This window comes from Ramlibacter sp. Leaf400 (genome assembly GCF_001424545.1).
Lineage (GTDB): Bacteria > Pseudomonadota > Gammaproteobacteria > Burkholderiales > Burkholderiaceae_C > Ramlibacter.
The window spans coordinates 224,272-242,169 of record NZ_LMQL01000009.1; the positions used below are offsets into that span (position 1 = coordinate 224,272).

Here is a 17,898-nt window from a genome sequence, read left to right on the forward strand (position 1 = left end):
CGAAAGAGACCCGCCCCATGCAACGCAAACTCCTCGCCCTCCTGATCGGTGCCACCCTGTCCTTCCACGCTTCGGCGCAGGACAAGCCCGGCGTGACCATCTACGCCACCGGCGGCACCATCGCCGGCGCTTCCAAGTCCAACACCGACACCACCGGCTACCAGCCCGGCGCACTGGGCGTCGAGGTGCTGATCAACGCGGTTCCCGAGATGAAGGAAGTCGCCACCATCAGCGGCGAGCAGATCGCCAACGTCGGCTCGTTCGACATGAACACCGAGGTGCTGCTGAAGCTGGCCAAGTCGATCAACAGGAAGCTGGCCGAGAACGGCACCGCCGGCGTGGTGATCACGCACGGCACCGACACCACCGAGGAGACGGCTTTCTTCCTCGACCTGACCGTCGCCAGCCCCAAGCCCGTGGTCGTGGTGGGTGCGATGCGCCCGGCCACCGCGATCTCCGCCGACGGCCCGATGAACCTGCTGGAAGCCGTGACGCTGGCGGCCTCGCCCCAGGCCCGCAACCGCGGCGCGATGGTGGTGCTGAACGACCGCATCGCCTCGGGCTTCTACATCACCAAGACCAACTCGCTGATGATCGACACCTTCAAGTCGGCCGAGCAGGGTTACCTGGGTGCCTTCGTGGGCGGCGCGCCGAAGTTCTACTTCGAACCCGCGCGGCCGGTCGGCAAGCCGGCGTTCGACGTCACCCGTCTCGACAAGCTGCCCAAGGTCGCCGTGCTCTACACGCACCAGGAGTCCGACATCGACCTGCTGGACGCGGCCGTCAAGGGCGGCGCCAAGGGCCTCGTGATCGCGGGCGTCGGTAACGGCAACGTGCCCACCGCGGTCAAGGCGAAGATCAAGGAACTGTCCGCCGCCGGCATCCCGGTGGTGATCTCCACGCGCACCGGTTCGGGCTACGTCACGGCCAAGACCGACGGCATCGGCGCCGGCATCTACAACCCGCAGAAGGCGCGTATCCTGCTGCAGCTGGCGCTGGCGCAGGGCGCCGACCTGGCGCGCATCCGCGGCTACTTCGGTTCCTGATCCGAGCGTCCCGGCACGACCCATACCAACAACAGGAGACATCCGTGCAAGTTCGTCCCGCTGGTCTTCCATCCCTCCGCCCTTCGGGCCGCATGACACTGCTCGCCGCCTGCACGGCGCTGGTCGTGGCCGGCTGCGCCAGCACGGTGCCGGTCACTGCGCCGGCGCGCGCGGTGCCCGTCGCCGGCCTGGAGAAGCCCGCCGAGATCCTCATCGACCGCTGGGGCGTGCCGCACATCTACGCAGCCACACTGTACGACGCGTTCATCGCGCAGGGCTACGCCGCGGCGCGCGACCGCCTGTGGCAGATGGACACGTGGCGCAAGCGCGGCCTCGGCGAGATGGCCAGGGACTTCGGGCCGGGCTGGGTGGACAGCGACCGCGCCGCGCGATCGGTGCTGTTCCGCGGCGACATGTACCGCGAGTGGCTGGCCTACGGGTCCGATGCCAAGCGCGTCGCGGAAGCCTTCGTGGCGGGCGTGAACGCCTTCGTCGCCGAGACCGAGGCCGACCCCGCCAAGCTGCCACTAGAGTTCCGCTTGCTGGGCTACAAGCCCTCGCGCTGGGCTGCGGAGGACACGGTGCGCATCCGCCACCATGGCCTGACGCTCAACTTCACGGGTGAGGTCGACCGGGCCGCCGCCTATTGCGCGGGACCGGACGGCATCCGCGCCGACGCGCTGCGGCGCGAGACCTCGCCGACGGTGGTCGCGAAGGTGCCGGAGGGGCTCGATCCCTGCGGGCTGCCGGCGGCCGAACTGAAACGCGCCTACGCGCTGGCCACCGCCGCACCGCGCTTCACGCGCGAGAACACGCCGGTGGCCAGCAGGGTGTCGGTGCTGCCCGCGGATCCCGCGGCCCTGCAGACCGCGGAACAGCCTGACGCCGACACGCTGGCCAGCTACGGCAGCAACAACTGGACGATCGCGCCGAAGCTGACCGCCACCGGCCGCCCGATCCTCGCCAACGATCCACACCGTGCCCATGGCGCGCCGAGCCTGCGCTACATCTCGCACATCTCGGCACCCGGCATGGACGTGATCGGCGCGGGCGAGCCGTTCCTGCCCGGGATCTCGATCGGCCACAACGGCCGCATCGCGTTCGGCCTGACCCGCTTCTACATGGACCAGGAGGACCTGTACACGTACCAGGTGAACCCGGCCAATCCGCGCGAGTACCGCTACCAGGGGCGCTGGGAGCCAATGACGCGCGTGCAGGAAAGCATCGCCGTCAAGGGCGAGGCGCAGCCGCGCGTGGTGGAGAACTGGTACACCCGCCACGGCCCCGTGCTGCACGGCGACGCGAAGTCCGCCTTCGCGCTGCGCGCCGCCTGGCTGGACCTCGGCATGGCGCCCTACTTCGGTTCCATGGACTACATGCGCGCGCAGAACTGGGACCAGTTCCGCGCGGCCATGAACCGATGGGGCGCGCCCGGCGAGAACCAGGTGTACGCGGACAGCACCGGCAACATCGGCTGGATCCCCGGCGGCCTGACGCCGATCCGCCCGAACTGGGATGGGCTGCTGCCCGTGCCGGGTGACGGCCGCTACGAGTGGACCGGCTACCGCAACGGCGATGAGCTGCCGTGGGAGTTCAATCCCGCGCGCGGCTACGTCGTCACGGCCAACGAGAACAACATCCCGCCGCAGCATCCGCTCTACCGCAATGGCGGCGTCGGCTATGAGTGGTCGGACCCGGCGCGCGCGCACCGCCTGCACGGCATCTTCCAGCAGCAGGTCGCGGCCGGCCGGCCGTTCACGCTGGAGGATTCTCAGCGGATGCAGACCGACGTGACGGCGGTTCCGGCGCAGCGCCTGCTCAAGCTGCTGGCGCCGCTGTCCTCGCCGGACGCCGACACCGCGCGCGCGCTGGCGCTGCTGCGTGGCTGGGACGGCCGCATGGCGCCCGACAGCGCGGCCGCGGCCCTGTACGAGGTGTGGTTCATGGAGGCGCTGCGTCCGGCGGTGGTGGGCACCCTGCCAGCGGCCGTGCAACGCGTCGCCGCCACCGAAACCAGCACCGAACGCGTGGTGCAGTTCCTGGAAACGCCGGCGGCCCCGCTGAGCGCGGCCCAGCGCGACGCCCTTCTGCTGGCCAGCCTGGGCAAGGGCTATGCGGCGGCGGCAAAGCGGCTGGGAAGCGACCCGGCCGCATGGCAGTGGGGCAAGCTGCACCGCGCCGTGTTCAACCATCCGCTGGCAGCGGCCGTGGACCCGGCGACGCGCGCGCGCCTGGTGGTGGGTGACTGGCCCCTGGGCGGCTCTCCCTCCACGCCGCTGGCCGCGAGCTACAACCCGGCCAACTACCAGCTGACCGCGGGCGCATCGTTCCGCATGGTTCTCGACGTCGGCCAGTGGGATGCCTCGCGCGTGGTCAACACCCCCGGCCAATCCGGCGATCCGGCCAGTCCGCACTACCGCGATCTCGCTCCCGTGTGGGCCGCGGGCCAATATTTCCCGCTCGTCTACAGTCGCCAGGCAGTCGAGCGCAACGCGACTCAGCGACTCCAGCTGCAGCCCGCGCGCTGAAGAAGAGAGGGCCATCCTGCGGCCTGAGCAACACTCCGGCTGCCGCGCAGGCGGCCAGTGTGGGGCCGCTGAGAACGGGATGCAGATGGCTGCTTCTGGCCGGAAGCAGCCCTCAGGCAGGGCCCGGAGAGCACGAGGGCGTGGCTGCGGCAGGTGCGTAAGATGCCGAGACAACATGAAGAAACTCGCTTGCATTGCCTTTGCCTTGCTTGTGTCGCAGGCGTCCATAGCCCAACTTGCCCCGGAGGAACTCAAGGGATACCAGAACCTGCTGCTCAGCGCCGCCAGGAACCCGCTGAGCGACTGTGCGGACGCTGGCATGGAGAAGCTTTACGTTTACCGCGTGTACCACCTGGGAAAGAAGACCGATGCCGACATTGAGCAGGCGCAGCTTGCGGGCGCGCAGGACGAGTCCTCACGCATCAATGTCCAGCGCGAGCTGAAGGTCTGGACGCAGACGCACCAGCCTCACGTGGTTGCGCAGGTGAAGTTCGACGTGTGCCTGCTGCAGGCGCGCGTCACGACGACCGACACCCAGCGCCGCTTGCACCGGCAGTGCTTCGACAACTCGCTGTTCGCCGTCGACGTGATGCGGGCCAAGGACAACAAGGAGCCGGCCGTGGAGGTCAAGGCCCGCATGGCGCGCGCCAAGCTGGCGCTCTCGCGCGACCAGGCGAACAGCTACATCGACGAGATGTTCGCCGCACCCGGCCGGAAAGAGGAACTCGGCCTGGCGCGGGAGCTGTTCTCGTCGTGCATTGATGCGAACAACGGGCGGTATTGATCGGCGGGCGATGCCCGCGCTCAACGCATGCCGGCAAGCAGCCTGTTCTTGCATGCTTCGAACTCGCCATCCGAGAGTCCGTATGGCTGCTCCTGGCCGAAAGCAGCCACTCAGCACTGCTAGCGGCAAAGTCACCAGCAGAGGACACACTGCCGCTCTATTTCAACTACGCGACCCGAGTCGCCGGGCAACCCGCTCGGTTGGAACCACGCCCATGCGCGAGATCCTCTCAAGTGCCTTCGTCGAGCGTGCAAGCCAACAGCTGCCCTGGTTCGCCGTGGTGCTGCTGGTTTCGGTGGCCATCACGTCCCTGGTTTCCCGCGAACGCCGCCGGCGGCTTGGCCTCACCAGGTTCCTGCTCGGCTACCTGTGCATCGCGGCCGTGCCGCTCTTCGGCGTGATCGTGCTGCGGTCGGCGCTGCGCGAGGGACTGGAACAAGCCGGCCACGGTTGGTGGGCCGCGTTGTGGCTCAGCCTGTTCTCGATGGTGACCTTCATCGTCGTGGCGCAGTGGGTCGTGCGCCGCATGCCGCCGACCCGCGGGTGGCTACGGGGCTATCGTCAGGCCGGTCGCGACATTTGGCGCAACCGGCTGGCACGCTGGTTCGGCATCCGGCCGCGCGATTGATGACGTTCCAAGCACCAACCGGCGAGTTGGCAAGGCGGGCACAGTACCAGCAGCTGCGGTACCGTCGCCGGAACAGCCGTCGTGCGGCTGTGGCTACTCGAACCAGCGGAACCAGTGATCTGCCGAGCAAACTGCAGTCAGTGGTTGGACCGGGAACGCCTGCCACGGCGCGCTCACGGTCGACTCGCTCAACCCTTCGAGCACCCGGTCCGCGATGCCACGCCTCAATCGATGTCGGTAGTCAAGAACCTGCCCCCACGTCGAGCTGCCCGTCAAATGAAGCGGACCGATCGGCGCTGCGACTGATGCCGCATACGGCGGAGGGAAGAGGTTCCGGTACGCGCGCACGTGATAGAGCCATGAGAGCCCTCGCACCTGCCGTACTTCGGGGTGCCGTTGGCGAACATCCGTGAAGAGTGCCTGCAATTCGGCGCGCCGTTCCGAGAGGCTGCTCGCCGCGAGCGGACTCGAACACCTGTGACGCTCTTCTGGCATGAAGTGGAGGCGCAACGTCCCCTGCGCGTCCGGCGCATCGTAGCTGAAGCATCCAAATGGTGATGGGCTTCGGGTAGGGGCGCTGTCATGCGTGTCCATCACGATCCGCAGAACATCGTCGTGATGCGAGCAGGCCTGGACTCCATCCAGGAAAGCCGCCCACCTGTCGTGACCCGAAGGACCGACCATTGCAAAACGCCGACGCAGGTTGGTGCATCTGCCAATAGCTTCGTGAAGCGGAATGCCGATCAATGCCGCATACCGTTCGGCAAAGCGCACCTGCAGGTCGAAGTAGCCTGGATCGACGTGGCCGGTCACCGGCAGATTATCGGCAAGACTGCTTTCGAAAGCAGACGTCAGGCCGCCCGGCACAGGCGTTCGATGGCTCCTGAACGCAGAACCTGCAAGTTTCCGCTCACGCCTGCTGCAGCATCCTCGCCAGTTCCCCCATGTCTGCCGGCTTGACCAGGTAGTGGTTGAAGCCCGCGTCATTGCCGCGAGTTCTGTCGTCCGCACCGCCATAGCCGGTGAGCGCGATGAAGGTCGCAGCACTCCCGTTGGGGTGGGCACGCAAGCGCCGGGCGAGGGTGAAGCCGTCGATGCCGGGCAAGCCGATGTCCAGCACGAAAGCATCGAAGGATGAGAGCTGGACCGCCGCGAGCGCTTGCGCGGGTTCGTGCATCACGCGCGCCGCGTGGCCCAGGCTCTCCAGGAGCATCCCCAGGGTCTCGGCGGCATCCTTGTTGTCGTCGACGACCATGACCCGCAGGGCTTGTGACGCTCGCGGCATCTGGATCACTTCATCGGGGTCGGATGTCGTGGACGTTCCGGCCTTCATCAGCGGAAGCGTGACGGCGAATGTGCTGCCCCGTCCAGGCCCCTGACTCTCGCCGGTGACGCGGCCACCGTGAAGCTCCACCAGGCTCTTCACGAGAGCGAGCCCCAGACCGAGCCCGCCTTGCCCGCGATCGGGCGTGCGCTCGCCCTGCGTGAACAGGTCGAACACATGGGGCAGCAGCTGCGGCTCGATCCCGATGCCGGTGTCGGCCACGCGCACCTCCACGGCTTCGCCGACAGCCAGCGAGACCGAGAGGCCGCCGTTCGGCGCCGTGTATTTCGCGGCGTTGTTGAGCAAGTTCGACACGACCTGAACGAGCCGGGTGCGATCGCCAAGGACGTGCACGTCGCCGGACGGCATGCGCGTCGTCAGCTGGTGCCCGCGCGCCTCGATCAAGGGCCGCACCTGCTCGATCGCACTGCCGAGCACTCCCTTGATCTCCACCGGCCTGCGCTCCAGCTCGACAAGCCCCCGCGTGACCCGCGAGACGTCCAGCAGGTCGTCGACCAGTTCCGTCATGTGACGCACCTGGCGCTCGACGATCGCCGCGGAGCGCGCAACCCTTGCCGGGTCGTCGGACGCCGCCTTCAGGAGCTGCGCCGCGGTGCTGATCGGCGCCAGCGGGTTGCGCAATTCGTGCGCGAGCATCGCCAGGAAGTCGTCCTTGCGCCGGTTGTTGGCAAGCAGCTCGTCCCGCGCCTCCTTCTGCTCGTGGATGTCGGTGCACGTTCCCATCCACCGAACGATGAGGCCTTGCTCGTTGCGCACGGGAAGTGCCCGCCCGAGCACCCACCGGTACTCGCCCGAGCGGTGCCGCAACCGGTATTCGATCTCGTACGGATCGCCCGTCCCGAGGCTGTGCCGCCACACCTCCCAGGCGCGAGGCTGGTCTTCTGGATGGAACATGCCGTTCCAGGCTTCCCCGTCGGTGGAACCCTGCGGCGCGCCGGTGAACTCGTACCACTGCCGGTTGTAGTAGTCGTGGTAGCCATCCGGCAGCGTTGACCACACCATTTGCGGCATGGCATCGGCGATCGTCCTGAACTGCGCCTCGCTCGCGCGCAATGCCCGGTCCGCCAACAGGCGGTCCGTCACGTCTTCGTGGATCAACATGACTTCCACGACGTTGCCATCCGGACCCTTGATGGGCCGTGCCGTGGCTTCGACCCACCGAGCCGACCCCGGCTTGCCCAGTTCTGCAGGGTCGTAGTGGATCGCCGGCAGCCGCACCGGTTCACCCGCGAACGCACGCCGCAAATGAGCGGTCACCCCCTTCACCTCGAGCTGCGGGTCGGTGAGCATGTTGTACTCGGAGAGCACGAATTCGAGGAGAGGGTCCCCTTCGTGCGTGCCCCAGAGGTCCTTCCATGCCTGGTTCACCCGCAAGGTCCGGCCGTCCACGGACAGCAGTTGCACGCTGAAGGGGGCCTGCTCGAAGAGAGTCTGGAATCGCTGATCTGTGTTGAGCTCAGCCGCTGGAGAGGGGGCGGGGATGGTCACCGGGGCATTGTGCCCACCGCCGCCACGAGCCGGCCGGCAGCAGACAATCAAGGGGCTTTGGCCAAAGACAGGTGTGTTATCCCGCAGCAATCGCTGACCGGCAAGACGCTGGACGACTCGATCGAAGGCCGGCTCGACGTGGCGTCCTAGTTCATCGTCGCCGACGTTCATGACGTCGGCTGCACATCAGGACAGCCCCCGCAGGATCACGCCGCAGCCGCCTGCGGTGAGGAAGACGAGCAGCAGGCGCTTGACAGTGGCGGGGGCGATCTTCTTTCGCAGCGACGCGCCGAGCGCCAGCCCGCCCAGGCTGAAGGGAACAGCGCTCGCCGCGGTCAGCACGAGGCCCTCCTGATGGAGCAGCCCGGTGCCGGCAAAGGCCGCCAGCCTGACGATCGCACTGAGGAAGATGACGGTTGCGATCGTCGCCCTGAAAGTCTCGAGGTCGGGCAGGCGGCGCGAGAGGTACATCGTGTAGATCGGGCCGCCGGTTCCGAACAAGGCGCTGAACATCCCCCCGGCGAGCCCGGCGGGCACGACCCAGCCGCTGTGGAGCACGCGCTGGTCGGCTGCCGGCGAGAGAAGGCTGCGGGCCGCCATCGCGATCACGAAGACGCCGAGGCCGATCAGCAGCCATCGCGCGTCGAGCCTTGCCAAGGCCGTGGCCCCTATCCACACGCCGAGCAGCAGGAACGGCGACAGGCGCAGCAGTTCCTTCCGGGAAACGAGCTTGCCGTTCCTCAGTCCCACCAGCGTGGTCGCCAGGAGATCCAGCAGGACGATCAGGGGAACCGCGAACTGCAGCGGCACGACCTGCACCAGCACCGGGACGGCCACCATGGCGGCGCCGAATCCGGTGAGGCCGAAGACCGTATAGGCGACCGTGATGGTCGCCGCGATCGACAGGTACTCGGTGGTGCTCACGTTGGATGGGGGCCGTGGCGTTGGGCGCGAACGTGCGGGGCGCGGCAAGGCTCTTCGCCCTGCGTGCCCTGCGCGGTTCAGGACAGCCCGAGCTTGAGTCCGAGCAGGGCGGCCGCGACGAACACGGCGATGAACAGGGTTTCGACCACCAGCATGAGGACAGGCTGCCACCCGAGTTTCAGCAGGTCTTCGAAGGACGTCTTGACGCCCGCCGCGGCGATGGCGATCACCAGCAGCCACCGGGACGCATCGCTGGCCATCGACACGGCCTGGGTCGGCAGCACGCCGGTGCTCGACACCACCACGAGGGCGATGAACGCCAGCAGGAACCCCGGGACCGGCGGAACCTTCCTGTCCAGGCCGACGGCGGCGGCCCCCGCCCGGCGAAAGGCCAGGCAGATGACCAGGACGACCGGCACCAGCAGGAGCACGCGAAAGAGCTTGACCACCGTGGCCGTGTCGGCCGCCTGCGTGCCGAGCAGCGCTCCGGCGGCCACGACCTGCGCCACGTCGTGGATGGTCGCGCCCAGGAAGATGCCGCTTTGCATCCCGTTCAGGTCGACCGCTTTCAGCACGAACGGGTAGAGCACCATGGCGACGGTCGAGAAGACGGTGACGCCGACGACGTTCAGCAGCGTGATGCGCTCGTTCTCCCGCGTCTGCGGCAGGACCGCGGAAATGGCCATCGCGGCCGAAGCCCCGCAGATGGCCACCGCGCCGCCGGAGAGCACTCCCTCCTCCGGCCGGCGCTTGAGGACGCGGGCGAGCAGCACGCCGCAGCAGATGGTGAGCGTCATCGCCAGCACGACGACTGCGGCGGTCTTCCACCCCAGGTCGGCCACCTGCTCGACCGTGATCCGCGCGCCGAGGAGCGCGACGCCCACCCGCAGCAGGGTGCGCCCGCAGAAGTCCACGCCTGTCTTGATCTGCGGGTTCGCACTGAGGAAGTGGAACGCCAGGCCGATCAGCAGGGCATAGATCAACTGGGGGCCGCCGTAGTGCTCCGACACGAAGGTCGAAGCCAGGGCGATGACGACGCAGACGAGCGTTCCAGGCCACATGCGCATGGCCGAGGTACCCGCCAGGACAACAGCGTTCATCGGAGGTTGCCGGGGCTCGGATGGAGTCGGTGCCAGTGGGCGCCGGGTCAATTGGCGCTGATCTTGCGCTTGGAGACCAGCACCTTCCAGCGCTCCGTCTCGTTGTTGATCTCATCGCCCAGCTTGCCCTTGGGCGACAGCGTGGCGGTCATGCCCTGCTCGGCCAGGTACCGCTTCATGCCCGGCTGCGCCACGGCCTGCCGCACGCTCGCATCGATCCGGTCGGTGAGCGCGGTGGGCGTGCTCGCGGGTGCGACCAGGGCGAACCAGCCGGTGAAGTCATAGTTGGAGAGGCCCGCCTCGGCGACGGTGGGCACCTCCGGCAGCAGCGCGACCCGCTCCTTGCCCGTCACGGCCAGGGCGCGGATCTTGCCGGTCTTGAGCAGCGGCGAGATGGCGTTGATGTTGCCGACCGCCATCTGGACGACGCCTGCCAGCAGGTCGGCGTAGGCCGGGCCCTCGCCCTTGTAGGCGATGTGGGTGATGTCGATGCCTGTGGCGTCCGCGAACGATTCCCCCGCCATGTGCACCTGGCTGCCGTTGCCGGCCGATGCGAAATTCACCTTCGCAGGGTTGGCCTTCGCGTACGCGATCAGCTCCTGCATGTTCCTGGCCGGTAGGTCGGAATTCACGGTGACGACCATCGGTCCGCTCGCCACCTTGGTGATCAGCTCGAAGCTGCGGGTCGAGTACGGCAGCTTCGAGTAGATGTGCGGGTTGACGGTGAACATGCTCCCGGAGGCGAGCAGCAGGGTGTACCCGTCGGAAGGCGACTTGGCGACCACCTCCGCGCCGAGCGCACCGCCTGCCCCCGGACGGTTGTCGACCACGACGGATTGCTTCCAGATCTTGCCGAGTTCATTGGCAAGGGCACGCCCCAGCAGATCCGTCGCGCCGCCGGCGGCGAACGGGATCACGATCTTGACCGGCTTGTCCGGCCACTCCGACGCCGCGGCATTCCTGCCGCTCAAGGCCAGGAGGCCGAGGATGATCGCCAATGAAATCCGGCCGAGCGCACGCTCGGACCGCTCCTGGGCGGTGGGCTGGGGGGCTTCCGGGCGGCGCCGGGCAGCCGGGGCCTGCAGGAAGGCACGCAGTGCCCGCAGGGGGCTCTTCCACCGGGCCCAGCCCAGGTTCGTCTCATGGTTCATTGGTGTCTCCTTCTGGTGAACATCGCTGCAAGCAGGCAGCTGTCTTTGCAATGCAGCGGTCTGCTGCGACTGTAGGGAGCAGGTCCGCTTGGGCGAAACGAATAATTCAGCTCGAACTGACCGGCGCAAGTGGTCACCTCGCTCAATGCACGAAGCTGGAGGCGGCTTCCGAGAGCTGGCGCTCCGGATGCACCACGAGGAACAGCGGCCTTGTCATCGCAGGCAGCTGCGTTGCGAGCTCCACGAGCGTTCGCTGCTCCAGCATCTCCTGCACCAGCAGCCGGGACAGGCAGCTGATGCCCAGGCCGGCCGCCACCGCGCGCTTGATGGCCTCGGAGCTGCCCAGCACCTGGCCGACCTGCAATTCCCCCAGCAGCGGCACCAGGACTGCCTGCACGGCATCCCGGGTGCCCGAGCCCTCCTCGCGCAGGATCCAGCTGGCGCGGCGCAGCGCGTCGATCGGGATGCACGGCTGGGAGGTTCGCTGCAGTGTCGCCAGGGCGTGGTGCGGCGCGGCCACCAGCACGAGTTCGTCATCGCGCCAGTGCGCCAGGTTCAGGCCGGGCAGCCGGCTGGGGCCTTCGATCAGGCCGGCGTCCACGCGCAGTTCGCTGACGGCCCTGGCGACATCCTGCGAGTTGCCGATCTGCACGTCGACGCGCCGGTCCGGATAGCGCTTGCTGTACGCAGCCAGCAGGTCGGGAACGAGGTAGTTCCCGACGGTGGTGCTCGCAGCGAGCTTCAGGTGACCGAGCTGGCTGGATCGGCTGAAGTCCTGCTCGATGCCCCGGGCGCCATCGAGCAGGCGCGCGGCCCGCTCGTGGAGCGCCCGCCCGAGGTCGTTCAGCACGAGTTTCTTGCCCACCCGGTCGAACAGCTGCGCTCCGAGGGTGAGCTCCAGGTCGTTCAAGGCCGCACTCACGGCCGACTGCGACAGCGCAACGTCCGCGCCGGCGGCCGACGTCGAGCCCGCACGTGCGACGGCGGAAAAAAGCTCGAGCTGGCGCAGGGTGATACGCACGTGAAAGGGCTGCGCTCAGGGGCGCGAGCCGTGGGTGCCGCCGGGGGCGCCGGCCTTGCCGCCGTTGGACTTCGCGGACACCGCGCGCAAGGCATCCAGGAGGATCTGCGCGAGATGGGCCCGGGGGTTCTCGCGCGGCACCAGGATGCCCAGCCGGCGGGTGAGCGGTGGAGAGCCGAAAGGAATGGTGCGGATCGACGCCGGGAATTCGCTCTTGAGGTCGCGCGCCGGCACGATCGATGTGCCCAGGCCATTGGCGACCATGGCGATCACGCCTTCCAGGTTGTCGATCTCCATGACGGAGCGCACGGTGATCTTGCGGCGCGTGATCTCCTCGTGGATCAGGTAGCCGACGCGCGCCGAACGGTTGAACCGCACGTAGGGGGTGGACTCCAGCACCTCCTTGTCCGTGCCGCCCTCGGTGGTCCGGTGGGTGATCACGACGAACGGCTCGTCCGCGAACGGCAGGAATTCCAGTTCGCTGCGCATGGACTCGGGCTCGGTGGTGATGGCCACGTCCAGTTGCCGGTGGTACACCGCCTTCTCGAGTTCGTGGGTCAGCCCGGTGGTGAGGTGGATGTCGATGCCATGGCCCTGCTGGCGCATCCGCTTCAAGGCCAGGGGAAGGACGCCGGAGACGCAGGTGTGCACGGATCCGAGCTTGAGAAGGCCGCCCCCGGCATCCTTCTTCAGCGCGGCGCTCATGCTCTCCCAGTGGGCGATCAGCTCGCGTGCCCGGTGGGTGAGCGCCAGCCCGCTGTCGGTCAGCACCGGCGGCCGCCGGCTGCGGTCGAAGATCGTGATGCCCAGCTCCTCTTCCAGCGCCCGCATCTGCATGCTGACCGCCGACAGCGACAGGCCGATGGCGTTTCCGGCCTCGGCGAAGCTGCCGCGATCGGCGATGGCGATGAGGGTGTAGAGGGTCTTGACGTCCATGTCGGTTCTTTTTGCCGGCGCTACAGGTCCAGCAGGCGCCTGGCGTTGCCGCCCATCACCTTGGCCAGGTTCCCGGGCTTGAGCGGCAAGGTCTCGAACCACTCCTTGTAGTCCCGGACCGGGCAGAACGGGAAGGAGCTGGCATAGAGCATGCGATCGGCCAGGAAACTGTCGGCGGCCTTCACGTACTCCTCCCAGCCGGGCATGCGGGAGAAATACATGTCGGGCGAGAGGAACATGTTCGGCCGGCGGAAAGCGATGTGCAGGATCTCGTTGACCCAGGGCCAGCCCCCGTGCGCCACGACCACGTTCAGCTTGGGAAAGTCGGCCAGCACGCGGTCGGTGCGGATCGGGTCCGAGTAGCTCAGGTCCGGCCCGGCGGTGCCGCCGACCATCATGATCACGGGCACCTGCAGGTCCTCGCAATGCCCGTAGATCGGGTAGAGCCGGCGGTCGTCCGCGTACATCGGCACGGGGTACGAACCCGGCTCGATGTTGACCAGCTTGAAACCGCTCTTGACGGCGGCGGTGATGGTGTCGCACGCGCCCTTGCGCGAGGTCGGGTCGATCGACGCGGCGCCGATGAAGCGGCCGGGGTGGTCGGCGACGATGCGCTGGACGTCGGCGTTGGGAACGCTGCCCAGGGTGCCGGCGAGGCGGCCGACCACGACGCCCTTGGCGACGCCGGCCTGGTCCATCTCCTGGAGCAGCAGCTCCATCGACTGCTTCTGGGCGGCGGGCGAGGGCTCGAAGCCCACCGTGCGCGTGAAGCCGTCGCGGCGCTCGCCGGCGGAGTACATCAGGGTGTCGAGGAAGCCGCCCACGGGCGGGCGGAGGCGAAAGTCGATGATCATGCTGTGTTCGTGGAATGTGCCGCGCGGCCTACATCACTTCGTTCTTGCGGTCGGCCGTTTCGCCGTAGCGGTGGAGCGCCGGCGGCTTCAGGCCGGCGTACAGCTGCTCGATGCCGGCGTTGATCTGCTCGCCGTGCAGGGCGAACAGCGAGTTGCCCTCCAGGTCGCTCTCCACGATGAAGGGGCCGAAGTTCTCGACCTCGAACATCCACATGGCCTGGGCGATGCCCAGCTCGTCGAGCCAGTGGGCGGCGCGCACGTGCTTGATGCCGCGGCCCAGCAGCGCGCCGGTGCCGTAGCCCACCGTGGTCAGGTAGACCGCGCCGCGGGGCGCCAGCACCTTCTTGTAGTCCTCGGCCGGCATGCCGCCCTTGCCGATGATGATGCGGGCGCCGCTGCGCTCTATCCATTGCGGCAGCCATTTGGAGAAGCGGAAGCTGGCCGTCGCCGTCACGGCGCCGACGTTGTAGCCGCCCTTGCCATCCTCCGCCGCCGCCGGCGAGCAATGGAAGTTGACGTTGCTGATCTCGGCCAGGTTTTCCACCGGCAACGGCAGGCCCTGGTCCAGCACTTTCTTGTAGACCCCCTCCCGCGCCGTATAGACCACGCCGGTCAGGTAGACGGCGGCGCCGAGTTCCAGCTTCGCGATGTCCTCGCGCGAGGCGGGCACGTTGAGGCGGAACACCTTCATTTCGTCATCAGTGCTGTCTACCATTCGACCGTCTCCCGGCGCATGTAGGGCGTGAACCATTGGGGATCCGTGCGGTACTCGATCTTCCCGCCCGGGTGGATGCGGGCGGTGGCGCGCCGCGAGGAAAGGCAGAAGGTGTGCAGGCTGATCGGCATGCCGCCGGTGTGGGTGTAGCCCACCTCGATGTGGCAGTCCACCACCATCGAGGAGCCGACGAAGCCCATCGCGCCCATGCCGATGGAGTTGCCCAGCTTCTTCAGTTCCAGTTCGAGCTCGGCGATCTTCGGGTCGGGGTTGCGGTTGCCCACGGTGCGCAGGCAGGCGGCCTGCTTGCCCAGCTGCATGCAGGTGTCCTTGGAGCCGCCCAGGCCGATGCCGACCACCGCCGGCTGGCAGGCCAGGCCGCGCTTGCCGAACTGGATCAGCGTGTCCAGCACGAAACGCTTGATGCCGTCGATGCCGTCGCCGGGGAACAGCATGCGGTAGTCGGTGCCGAACAGGCCGCCCTTGTGGACGGTCGTGACGTCGATCCAGTCGGCATCGGGCTCGAACGACCACTCGATCTCGGGCGCGTTGATGCCGACGTTGTTGTTGTGGTCGGTGCGCCAGAGCGGGTGAACGCGGTTGGGACGCAGCGGGATCGCCGTGGTGGCATCGGCGGTCGCCTTGCGCAGCACGTGCTCGATGGCGACGAAGCCGGACTCGACCGCGGCGTTGTTGCCCACTTTCACGTAGTAGCGCGGCACGCCGGTGTCGGCGCACATCGGGCGGCGGTCCTCGGTGGCGGCATCCCAGTTGTCCTGCATCGCGTGGATCACGAAGCGGGCCAGCTTGCCGGTCTCGGTCTTCTGGGCCTCCTTGATCCCCTGCTTGTAGTCCTCGGGGATGTCGATCGCCGCCCGCTTCATGATCTCGAGCGCGGCTTCCTCGACCTTCTGGATCGGAATCTTCGTCATTGCAGTCTTCCTACGCCGCGAGCTTCACGGGCGGTTGGCCGGCTTCGCCGGTGATGAGGGATTGGCCGGGGCGCACGATGTCGAACTTCACCGGGACCATCTCCAGGGCGATGTCGTCGTCGCCGGCGGCGCCGACGCGGGTGTAGCAGCTGGTGTGCAGGTCGCCCGTCTCCGGGAAGTCCTCGCGGAAGTGCGCCCCGCGGCTGTCTTCGCGCGCCAGCGCGGAAACCGTGATGACCTTGGAGATGTCGACCAGGCTCTCGAGGTTGAGCCAGTCGTGCCAGGTCATGTTGAAGCGGCGGTCGCCGTCGGCCACGCCCATCTCGTACAGCGCGAGGCGGTGCGAGGCGACGCTGTCCAGGCCGCGCTCCATCGCCTCGCGGCGGCGCAGGACCCCGACGTCGTCCCACATGGTCTGGGCCAGCGCGTCGCGCAGGTCGTGGATCGCACCGGGGGGGCGCGCGAACGGATACTCGGCGCGGTCGACGCCGCGCATCAACACGTTGCGGTCCGGGTCGCGCCAGCGACCGGACTTCGCGACATGGGCCGCCATGGCGTCGCCGGCGATGCCGCCGAACACCGTCGAATTGGCCACGCCGTTGCCGCCCAGTCGGTTGGCGCCGTGCACGCCGCCGCAGTCTTCCCCGGCCGCGAACAGCCCGGGCGACGCCGTGGAGCCGTCGACCTCGAACTCGACGCCGCCCATCAGGTAATGCGCGGTCGGCACCACTTCCACGCGGCCGCCGGCGAGGTCGAAGCCGCAGTCCTTGCAGCGGTTCACCATGCCCGGGAAGCTCTTGGCGACCTTCTCCGGGCCGAGGTGGCTCATCTGGATGTAGACGCCGCCCATGGGTCCGGTGCGGCCGGCCCGCATCTCGGCGTAGATCCCGCGGCTGACGACGTCGCGGGTGGCCCGTTCTCCGCGCTTGTCGTAGTGGGTCATGAAGCGCTCGCCGCCGCCGTTGAGCAGGTAGCCGCCGGCGCCGCGCAGGCCTTCCTCCAGCACGGTGCCCGTCATGCGGGTGTCCGGGCCGCCCAGCAGGCCGGTGGGGTGGAACTGCACCATCTCCATGTCGCGCAGCTTGAGACCGTAGCGCAGCGCCATCGCCAGGCCGTCACAGGTCTTGTCGCCCGAGGGCGTGTGGTAGCGGTACATGGTCGGGCCGGCGCCGGTGGCCAGCAGCACCGCCTTGGCCTGCACGAAGCGGTAGCCGCCGGTGCGCATGTCGATGAACAGCACGCCGGAGATGCCGGAGCCGTCGGCTGCCGGGACCAGCTCGATCGCGCGGTGCTCCTCCATCTCCTCGACGTCGAGGGCGCGCACCTGCTCCATCAGCCGGTTGATGATCTCGATGCCCGTCAGGTCCGCCTTGTGCACGGTGCGGTCGAAGCTCTGGCCGGCGAAGGCCTTCTGGTGCAGCGTGCCGTCCGGGTTGCGGTCGAAGAAGCAGCCGATCTCGTTTTCCAGCTCGCGTACCCGCTCGATCGCGCCCTCCACCAGCCGCCAGGCCAGGTCCTGCCGGGGCAGCCACTTGCCGCCTTCGATGGTGTCCATGAAGTGCCGCTCCACCGAGTCACCGGCGGAGAGGGCGACGTTGTAGCCGCCCTGGACCATGCGCGTGCAGCCGCTCTTGCCCAGCAGGCCCTTGACCGCCACCGTCACCTGCAGGCCGGGATTGGCCTTGCGGGCGTGCAGCGCGGCGAACAGCCCGGCGCCGCCGCTGCCCAGGATCAGGATGTCGGTCTTGTGGTGCTCGATATGCATTCAGATCACTCCCGCCACGAAGATGGCGCCGATGCCCAGCGACAGCGCGCCGCCCCAGGTGATCCAGGACAGGCGCGCGTCGCGCGTGCTGCTCCAGGGCAGCAGCTCCAGCGCCAGCAGGCGCAGGCCGAAGAACATGTGCAGCGACAGCAGCAGCACGAGTCCCCATTCGCCGAACTTCACGGCGCCCATCTCGGAGAACTTGAGGAAGGCGTCCATCCGCCCGCCCTCCTGCAGCGCCAGCGCCAGCACGTAGAAGTGGACCGGCAGGAACAGGCCCAGCGCCAGGCCGGAGAGGCGGTGGCCGAGGAAGGCCCAGTAGCCCTGGTGGTTGCGCGGGGACTTCACGAGGCCAGCCCTCCGACGGCGGCCACGGCCCGCACACCCATGGCCAGCAGCACCAGCCCGAACACGAGCGCGAGCCAGCCTGCCGCGGGCCGGCCGAGCCGCCCCCATTCGATCAGGATGTTGCGCAGGCCGATCGGCACGTGCACGGCGACGGCCACGACGAACAGGCCGTAGAAAGCGATCCAGCCCCAGCTGCCTTGCGTGCGGGAAAGGATCTCCGCGGCGGTCAGCCCGCCGCGCACGGCATAGAGGATCACGCCCAGGTGCACCAGGACGAACGGGGCCATGACCATGGCGGTCAGGCGCTGCAGGGCGAACAGTCGCGGCTCCATC

General features: G+C 68.2%; 17 protein-coding genes. 4 read left to right on the plus strand and 13 right to left on the minus strand.

Annotation, left to right across the window (positions count from 1 at the left end):
- Positions 1 to 17: 17 nt before the first annotated feature.
- The 4 genes from ASG30_RS09285 to ASG30_RS09300 all read left to right on the plus strand — a co-directional run bounded on the left by ASG30_RS09285 (position 18) and on the right by ASG30_RS09300 (position 4,986).
- Positions 18 to 1,046 (plus strand): type II asparaginase, encoded by a 1,029-nt coding sequence (locus ASG30_RS09285; protein WP_055895194.1) that lies wholly within the window; start codon positions 18 to 20, stop codon positions 1,044 to 1,046.
- Positions 1,047 to 1,138: 92 nt separating this feature from the next.
- The gene (locus tag ASG30_RS09290; protein ID WP_055895196.1) at positions 1,139 to 3,574 is read left to right on the plus strand and encodes a penicillin acylase family protein; all 2,436 of its coding nucleotides are present in this window, start codon (positions 1,139 to 1,141) and stop codon (positions 3,572 to 3,574) included.
- Between the two features lie 175 nt (positions 3,575 to 3,749).
- Positions 3,750 to 4,358 (plus strand): hypothetical protein, encoded by a 609-nt coding sequence (locus ASG30_RS09295; protein ID WP_156385471.1) that lies wholly within the window; start codon positions 3,750 to 3,752, stop codon positions 4,356 to 4,358.
- 214 nt (positions 4,359 to 4,572) lie between these two features.
- On the plus strand, positions 4,573 to 4,986 hold the full coding sequence (locus ASG30_RS09300; RefSeq protein ID WP_055895201.1) for a hypothetical protein: 414 nt from the start codon (positions 4,573 to 4,575) through the stop codon (positions 4,984 to 4,986).
- Between the two features lie 93 nt (positions 4,987 to 5,079).
- Here the strand turns inward: ASG30_RS09300 and ASG30_RS22105 are convergent, their stop codons facing one another.
- The 13 genes from ASG30_RS22105 to ASG30_RS09360 form a co-directional block, all read right to left on the minus strand.
- A complete protein-coding gene (locus ASG30_RS22105) occupies positions 5,080 to 5,799 on the minus strand; it encodes a hypothetical protein (RefSeq protein WP_082521999.1) in 720 nt (239 codons plus the stop codon).
- A gap of 97 nt (positions 5,800 to 5,896) precedes the next feature.
- Positions 5,897 to 7,819, minus strand: coding sequence for a PAS domain-containing hybrid sensor histidine kinase/response regulator (locus tag ASG30_RS09305; protein WP_055895203.1), 1,923 nt, complete (start codon positions 7,817 to 7,819; stop codon positions 5,897 to 5,899).
- A gap of 186 nt (positions 7,820 to 8,005) precedes the next feature.
- Entirely contained in the window at positions 8,006 to 8,743 is a 738-nt protein-coding gene (locus ASG30_RS09310) for a sulfite exporter TauE/SafE family protein (protein ID WP_055895204.1), read from the minus strand.
- 77 nt (positions 8,744 to 8,820) lie between these two features.
- Positions 8,821 to 9,843, minus strand: a complete 1,023-nt coding sequence (locus ASG30_RS09315) for a YeiH family protein (protein ID WP_055895206.1) — start codon at positions 9,841 to 9,843, stop codon at positions 8,821 to 8,823.
- A 47-nt stretch (positions 9,844 to 9,890) separates the two neighbouring features.
- Positions 9,891 to 10,994: a Bug family tripartite tricarboxylate transporter substrate binding protein gene (locus ASG30_RS09320; protein ID WP_082522000.1), complete on the minus strand. Its 1,104-nt coding sequence runs from the start codon at positions 10,992 to 10,994 to the stop codon at positions 9,891 to 9,893.
- A 142-nt stretch (positions 10,995 to 11,136) separates the two neighbouring features.
- Positions 11,137 to 12,015: a LysR family transcriptional regulator gene (locus ASG30_RS09325; RefSeq protein ID WP_055895207.1), complete on the minus strand. Its 879-nt coding sequence runs from the start codon at positions 12,013 to 12,015 to the stop codon at positions 11,137 to 11,139.
- A gap of 15 nt (positions 12,016 to 12,030) precedes the next feature.
- The gene (locus tag ASG30_RS09330; RefSeq protein WP_055895209.1) at positions 12,031 to 12,951 is read right to left on the minus strand and encodes a LysR family transcriptional regulator; all 921 of its coding nucleotides are present in this window, start codon (positions 12,949 to 12,951) and stop codon (positions 12,031 to 12,033) included.
- 20 nt (positions 12,952 to 12,971) lie between these two features.
- The gene (locus tag ASG30_RS09335) at positions 12,972 to 13,805 is read right to left on the minus strand and encodes an amidohydrolase family protein (RefSeq protein ID WP_055895211.1); all 834 of its coding nucleotides are present in this window, start codon (positions 13,803 to 13,805) and stop codon (positions 12,972 to 12,974) included.
- A 28-nt stretch (positions 13,806 to 13,833) separates the two neighbouring features.
- Complete coding sequence (locus tag ASG30_RS09340) at positions 13,834 to 14,520, minus strand: fumarate hydratase C-terminal domain-containing protein (protein ID WP_055895213.1); 687 nt, start codon at positions 14,518 to 14,520, stop codon at positions 13,834 to 13,836.
- Entirely contained in the window at positions 14,514 to 15,452 is a 939-nt protein-coding gene (locus tag ASG30_RS09345; RefSeq protein ID WP_055895215.1) for a fumarate hydratase, read from the minus strand. Before ASG30_RS09345 ends, ASG30_RS09340 begins: the two co-directional genes overlap by 7 nt.
- Before the next feature lie 10 nt (positions 15,453 to 15,462).
- On the minus strand, positions 15,463 to 17,217 hold the full coding sequence (locus ASG30_RS09350; protein ID WP_055895217.1) for an L-aspartate oxidase: 1,755 nt from the start codon (positions 17,215 to 17,217) through the stop codon (positions 15,463 to 15,465).
- Positions 17,218 to 17,565 (minus strand): succinate dehydrogenase, encoded by a 348-nt coding sequence (locus ASG30_RS09355; RefSeq protein ID WP_055895219.1) that lies wholly within the window; start codon positions 17,563 to 17,565, stop codon positions 17,218 to 17,220.
- Entirely contained in the window at positions 17,562 to 17,897 is a 336-nt protein-coding gene (locus ASG30_RS09360; RefSeq protein WP_055895222.1) for a succinate dehydrogenase, read from the minus strand. The genes ASG30_RS09355 and ASG30_RS09360 overlap by 4 nt, the downstream gene beginning before the upstream one ends.
- Position 17,898 lies beyond the last annotated feature (1 nt).